Annotated in this window: 4 protein-coding genes and 1 pseudogene; all 5 read left to right on the forward strand. The window is 77.4% G+C overall.

Annotation, left to right across the window (positions count from 1 at the left end):
* Positions 1 to 2,555 (forward strand): SDR family oxidoreductase (locus tag VFZ20_RS01105; protein ID WP_329681964.1); only part of this gene is annotated, 2,555 nt, incomplete at its 5' end.
* Positions 2,555 to 2,977, forward strand: a complete 423-nt coding sequence (locus VFZ20_RS01110) for an acyl-CoA thioesterase (protein ID WP_329681965.1) — start codon at positions 2,555 to 2,557, stop codon at positions 2,975 to 2,977. The genes VFZ20_RS01105 and VFZ20_RS01110, both read left to right, overlap by 1 nt.
* Positions 2,978 to 3,117: 140 nt before the next feature.
* Positions 3,118 to 3,987, forward strand: coding sequence for an AraC family transcriptional regulator (locus tag VFZ20_RS01115; protein WP_329681966.1), 870 nt, complete (start codon positions 3,118 to 3,120; stop codon positions 3,985 to 3,987).
* Between the two features lie 31 nt (positions 3,988 to 4,018).
* Complete coding sequence (locus VFZ20_RS32870) at positions 4,019 to 5,494, forward strand: transporter (protein WP_329681967.1); 1,476 nt, start codon at positions 4,019 to 4,021, stop codon at positions 5,492 to 5,494.
* A gap of 69 nt (positions 5,495 to 5,563) precedes the next feature.
* Positions 5,564 to 6,323: pseudogene (locus VFZ20_RS01125) on the forward strand (hypothetical protein); the annotation flags it as partial.

A 6,323-nucleotide genomic window follows, 5' to 3' on the forward strand; every position in this document is an offset into this window, starting at 1 on the left:
CGGACGCGGACGAGCGCCACCTGCCCCTGCTGATGGAGGGCGCGCGCGCCGTGCTGGCGCCGGACGGCCCCACGCGCCTTCTCCTGGTGCAGCAGGGCGGGGGCGGCGCCGGCTTCGCGCGCAGCCTGGCCCTGGAGGCGCCGCGCGCCACCATCTGCGTGGTCGACCTGCCGGCGGACGTGCCGGGCGCCGCGCGCCGGGCCGCGGACGAGGCGCGCGCGGCCCGGGGCTACACGGAGGCGCACTACGGCGCGGACGGCACCCGCCGCGTCCCGCGCCTGCGCCTGTCTCCGCCGTCCACGGCATCCGCCGCGCTCCCGCTGGGCGCGGACGACGTGCTGCTGGCGACGGGCGGCGGCAAGGGGATCACGGCGGAGTGCGCCCTGGCCCTGGCGCGGGAGACGGGCGCGGCGCTCGTGCTGCTGGGCACGGCGCGGGCGGGGCACGACGCGGCGCTGGACGCCACCCTGGAGCGGATGGCCGCCGCCGGCGTGCGCGCCCGCTACTTCTCCGCCGACGTGACGGACGGGGATGCCGTGCGCCGTGCCGTCTCCGCCGCGGAGGCGGAGCTGGGCCCCGTGACGGCCGTGCTGCACGGCGCCGCCGTCAACGTGCCGCGGCTGGTGGCGTCGCTGGACGAGGCGGCCCTGGCGGAGACGCTGGCGCCCAAGCTCCGCGGCCTGCGCAACGTGCTGGCGGCCGCAGACCCCGCGCGGCTGCGGCTGCTCGTCGGCTTTGGCTCCATCATCGCGCGGACGGGGATGGCCGGCGAGGCCGGGTACGCGCTGGCCAACGAGTGGCTCGCGCGCGACGTGGCGCGCCATGGCGCCGCACATCCGCACTGCCGCGCGCTGACCGTGGAGTGGTCCGTGTGGTCCGGCATGGGGATGGGCGCGCGGCTGGGGGCCCTGGACGCGCTCGCCCGCGCCGGCGTCTCTCCCGTCGCCCCGGACGAGGGCGTGCGGATGCTGCGCCGGCTGCTGGCGGACCCGGCCACGCCGTCCTCCGTCGTCGTGGCCGGCCGGTTCGGCGCGCCGCCCGCGCTGCCCGTGGACCGGCCGGACCTCCCCCTGCTGCGCTTCCTGGAGCACCCGCGCGTCCACTACCCCGGCGTGGAGCTGGTGGCGGACGCGGACCTTTCCGCCGCCACCGATCCCTACCTGGACGACCACGTCGTGCGCGGCGAGCGCCTGCTCCCCGCCGTCCTGGGGCTGGAAGCCATGGCGCAGGCCGCCCGCGCGCTGGCCGGGACGGACGTGGCGCCCGTCTTCGAGGACGTGCGGTTCGACCGCCCCGTCGTCGTCCCGGCGGAGGGCACCGCGCGCGTGCGGCTGTGCGCCCTGCTGGGCGAGGACGGCGCCGTGGACGTGGCCCTGCGGACGGAGGCGACGGGCTTCGCGGCGGACCACTTCCGCGCCCGCTGCCGCGTGGGCGCGGGGGCGGACGGCGCCGCGCGCGCCCTGCCGGCTGATGACGGCGGCGAGGTGTCCCTGGACCCGGAGCGCGAGCTGTACGGCGGCATCTTCTTTCACGGCGGGCGCTTTCGCCGGGTGCGCGGATACCGCCGGCTGCGGGCGCGCGAGTGCGAGGCCGTGCTGGCCCCCGGCGGCGACGCCCGCTGGTTCGGCGCGTACCTGCCCCCCGCGCGGCTGCTGGGCGACGCCGGCGCCCGCGACGCCGCCCTGCACGCCATCCAGGCCTGCATCCCCCACGCGCTCGTGCTTCCCGTCGCCGTCGCGCGGCTGACGCCCGGCGTGCTCGATCCCGCGTCCGCCCACGTCGTCCGTGCCCGCGAGGTGGAGGACGACGGGCAGGAGCTGGTCTACGACGTGGAGGTCTGCGCGCCGGACGGCGCCGTGCGCGAGCGCTGGACGGGGCTGCGGCTGCGGCGCGTGGCGCGGCTGGAGGCGGCGGACGGCTGGGTGCCCGCGCTGCTGGGCCCGTACCTGGAGCGGCGCGTGGCCGAGCTGGTGCCCGGCGCGGCCGTCAGCGTCGCCGTGGAGCGCGGCGGCGGCGACCGGCGGACGGCCAGCGACCGCGCCATCGGCCGCGCGGCGGGCGTGCGCGTGGCCGTCCGGCGGCGTCCCGACGGGGGGCCGGAGGTGCTGGACCTGCCCCGGGCCGTCAGCGCCGCGCACTGCGGCGAGCTCACCCTGGGCGTGGCGGGGCTGGCGCCCGTGGGGTGCGACCTGGAGCGCGTGACGCCGCGCCCGGCCTCCCTGTGGCGCGACCTGCTGGGGGCGGACGGGTTCCGCCTGGCGGAGCAGGTGGCGCGCGAGGCCGGCGAGGAGATCGATGCCGCCGCCACGCGGGTGTGGGCCGCGCGCGAGTGCCTGCGCAAGGCCGGCCTGCCGCACGACGCCCCGCTGGTGATGGATTCCGCCGCGCCGGACGGGTGGGTGGTGCTGCGCTGCGGCGCCCTCCGCGTGCCGGCGTGCGTGCTTCGCGTGCGGGACGGCGATACGGTCGCCGCCGCCGTGCTGGCGGGGAGCGGGGAAGACGGGGCGGCGCTGGTGGCCCCCGTCCCCGAGCTCGCGGCGCAGGGAGCGGATTGATGACCCCCGCCTACGAGCACCGCCACGTGGTCGGGTTCGAGGAGACGAACCTGGTGGGGAACGTCTACTACGCCAACCACGTGCGCTGGCAGGGGCGCTGCCGCGAGCTGTTCCTGCGCGACCACGCGCCCGCCGTGCTGGACCAGCTGGCGGACGGCCTGGCGCTCGTGACCACGCGGGTGAGCTGCGAGTACCTGGCGGAGCTGCGCGCCTTTGACGAGGTCGCCGTCCGGATGCGGCTGGGCGGCACGGCGCAGAACCGCGTCACCATGCGCTTTGAGTACTGGCGCGTGGACGGCGGCGGCGAGGAGCTGGTCGCCCGCGGCGAGCAGGAGGTGGCGTGCATGCGGCGCGAGGACGGGCGCGTGGTCCCCGCCCCCGTGCCGGACGCCCTGCGCGAGGCCCTGCGGCCGTTCGCGTGAGGAGGCGGGGTGCGGCGCCCGTATGCCTGCATCCGCCGCGAGCAAAGTCCCCCATGCAGGTTCACGAAGGGAACGCGATCCATGGACATTTCGAACGGAAACCCCGCGCCTGCTGCCCCGCCCGCCGGGAAGGCTCCCCGATGAGCACCGCCTGCGCCCTCCCGGCCGGGCCCCGCGTGCCGCCCCCGTGCCGCGAGCGCACGGCCGCCTCGCGCCGCCGCTCCGTGGAAGAGGCCATCGGCGCCATGCGCGAGCGGCTGGGCGAGCCCCTGTCGCTGCCGGCCATCGCCCGCACGGCGGCGTCCAGCCCGTACCACTTTGACCGCGTGTTCCGCCAGGTGACGGGCATGCCGCCCTTTCGCTTCCTGGCCGCCCTGCGGCTGGACGCGGCGCGGCGCCTTTTGCTCACCACGCCCTACAGCGCCACCTCCATCTGCTTCGAGGTGGGATACAGCAGCGTGGGCTCGTTCACGCGCCAGTTCGCGGAAGCCGTGGGGATGCCGCCCGCCCGCCTGCGGGGCTTCGCCGCCGCGGGGACGGGCCCCGCCGCCCTTTCCCGCGTCCCCGACGTGGTGGACGCGCCCGCCGCGGCGCGCGGCGGCCTGGCGGGCGTGGTGCGGGCGCCGGACGGCTTCGCGGGGGCCATCTTCGTGGGCGTCTTCACCACGCCCCTGCCCAGCGGCCGGCCGCGCGCCTGCGCCCTGCTGCGCGAGGGCGGCCCGTTTCACGTGGGCCCGCTGCCGGACGGCGAGTACCACGTCTTCGCGGCCGGCATGGCGGCGGCCCCGGGCGCCCCGCCCGCACGCGTGCTGCTGCAGGACGACGCCCTGCGCGCGGCCGCCGGCCCGGTGGAGGTCCGCGGCGGCGAGGCCCCGCGCCCCGTGGAGCTGGCGCTGCGCCCCCGCGACCCCGTCGATCCGCCCATCCTGGTGTCGCTCCCCGTGCTCCTGGCCGAGCGCCTGTCGGGCGGCGCGGGAGACGGCACCCGTCCGCATCCCCCCGCGTCCTGAGCCGCGCCCCTCTCACCCCAAGGGTACGCCGATGTCCATCCTTTCCCTCGCCGCCCCGTCGTCCGCCCGTGAGACCGTCCTGCAGCGGCTGAACGGCCCCCTGCACCGGCGCGCCCTGTGGGTGTTCATGGCCGTGGTGCTGGGGCACTGGGCGGAGCACCTGTTCCAGGCCTGGCAAATCTGGGTGATGGGGATGCCGCGCCACCACGCCCTGGGCGCCCTGGGGATGGTGTGGCCGTGGCTGGTGCACTCCGAGTGGCTGCACTACGGCTACGCCCTGGTGATGCTGGCGGGCCTGCTCGTGCTCCGGCCGGGGATGGCGGGCCGCGCGCGGACGTGGTGGGGAATTGCCCTGGCGATCCAGTTCTGGCACCACCTGGAGCACGCGCTGCTCCTGAGCCAGGTGCTGGGGGGATGGCGCCTGGGGGGCGGGCCGGCGCCCAGCAGCATCGTGCAGCTGGTGGCGCCGCGGGTGGAGCTGCACCTGTTCTACAACACCGTCGTCTTCGTGCCCATGGTGGTGGGGATGGCGTACCACCTGTGGCCGTCCCCGTCCGAGGCCGCGCGGATGACCTGCTCGTGCGCCCTGCACCGGCGCCCGGCCGTGCGCCCCGCCCTGGGCGGCATCGTCCTCCTGGCGCTGCTGTCGGGCCACGCGCCGCTGGCGGGGCAGGGGATGGACGGCGCCATCCCCCGCCGCACGCTGACCGCGGGCGTGGTGCTGACGCACGAGCAGTGGGACCGCTACTGGGAGGGCACGCTGCGGCGCGGCAACGAGAACATCGGCACCGTCACCACGCGGAGCGCGGCGCTCGTGGCGGGCTACGGGGTGACGGACCGGCTGAGCGTGACGGCCGCGCTGCCGTACGTGCGCACCCGCGCCAGCCGCGGCACCCTGCGCGAGATGCACGGCGTGCAGGACGTGCAGGTCTCCGCGCGCTACGCCCTGCTCTCCGCGCCCGCCGCGGGGGGACGCGCGACGGCGGCGGTCGGCGCCGCGGTGGGCATGCCCGCGGGGGGCTACTCGCCGGACTTCCTGCCCCTGAGCATCGGCCTGGGGAGCCGGCGGGTGTCGGCGCGGGCGAGCGCGGGGTGGGAGGCGCCGGCCGGGTGGTCGCTGGGCGCGTCCGCCGCGTACACCTGGCGCGGCACGGTGCGGCTGGACCGCGACGCCTACTACACGGACGGCCAGCTGCACCTGGGCAACCGGGTGGCCATGCCCGACGTGCTGGACTACACGCTGGGCGCCGGCTTCGGGCGCGGGCGGCTGCACCTGCCCGTATCCGCCACCGTGCAGCGCACGCTGGGCGGCAGCGACATCCGGCGGCAGGACATGCCGTTCGTCTCCAACCGGATGGACTTCGTGCGGGTGGACGCCGGCGCGGCGTACACCGTTCCCGCCACGCGGCTGGTGCTGCGCATCGGCGCCGGCCGCGTGGTCCGCGGCCGCAACGTGGGCCAGGCGACCACGTTCAGCACCGGCCTGGCGTACGCGCTCCCGTTCTGACGTCGCGACCCCGGGGCGAGGGCGCATTCCGCGCGCTTCCATCCGTCACGCGGGGGAAAGCAGGCCATCATGCTCACCCTCCCCGGCGGCGTCCCGTTCTGGTTCCAGCTGCTGCTGAACGGCGAGCCCATCCGCGGCCGCATGCCCGTCGACGCGGCCGGCGTGCGCCCCGGCTGCGCCACCGCGCCGTTCGCCTGGCTGGTGCGCGTGATCCGGGGTCTGCCGGGAGCCGGCAACGCTCCCCGGCGCGCGGATCCGCGGGCCCCCTTCCCGAAATCCACCCCGTCCCAGGAAAGTCGGATGAAACCCTCCGCGCTCCGGCCGCTCTCGGCGGCCCTGCTGGCCCTGGCCGCGGCCCTCACGGCCGCGGGATGCGACCGCACGGTGGCGGCCTGGGAGCCGCTGCCGCCCCTGGACCCCGTCGCGATGGACGCGGACGCGGGCGGCTGGCGGATGATCGTGCTCACCTCGCCCGCGCAGGTGGCCGTCCCCGCGCCCGCCGCCGTGGAGAGCGACGCCTACCGCGCGGAGCTGGCCTCCATCCGCGCCGCGCAGGGGCGGCTCACCGCCGCGCAGCGGCGGTCCGTGGAGTACTGGAGCGGCGGCGGCGTGCTGCGCTGGAACCAGGTGATGCGCGAGCTGGTGGCGCGCTTCAACCTGCCGCCCGCGCCGCGGGACGACGGCACCTATCCCGTGCCGGACCCGGAGAACCCGTTCGCCGACCCGCAGTTCCCCTTCGCCAACCCGCCCTACGCCGCGCGGGCCTACGCGTACGTGAGCGTGGCCCAGTACGAGGCGCTCAAGGCCGCGTGGTACTGGAAGTTCCGCT

The organism is Longimicrobium sp. (assembly GCF_036280135.1).
In the GTDB taxonomy this organism is placed as follows: Bacteria; Gemmatimonadota; Gemmatimonadetes; order Longimicrobiales; family Longimicrobiaceae; genus Longimicrobium.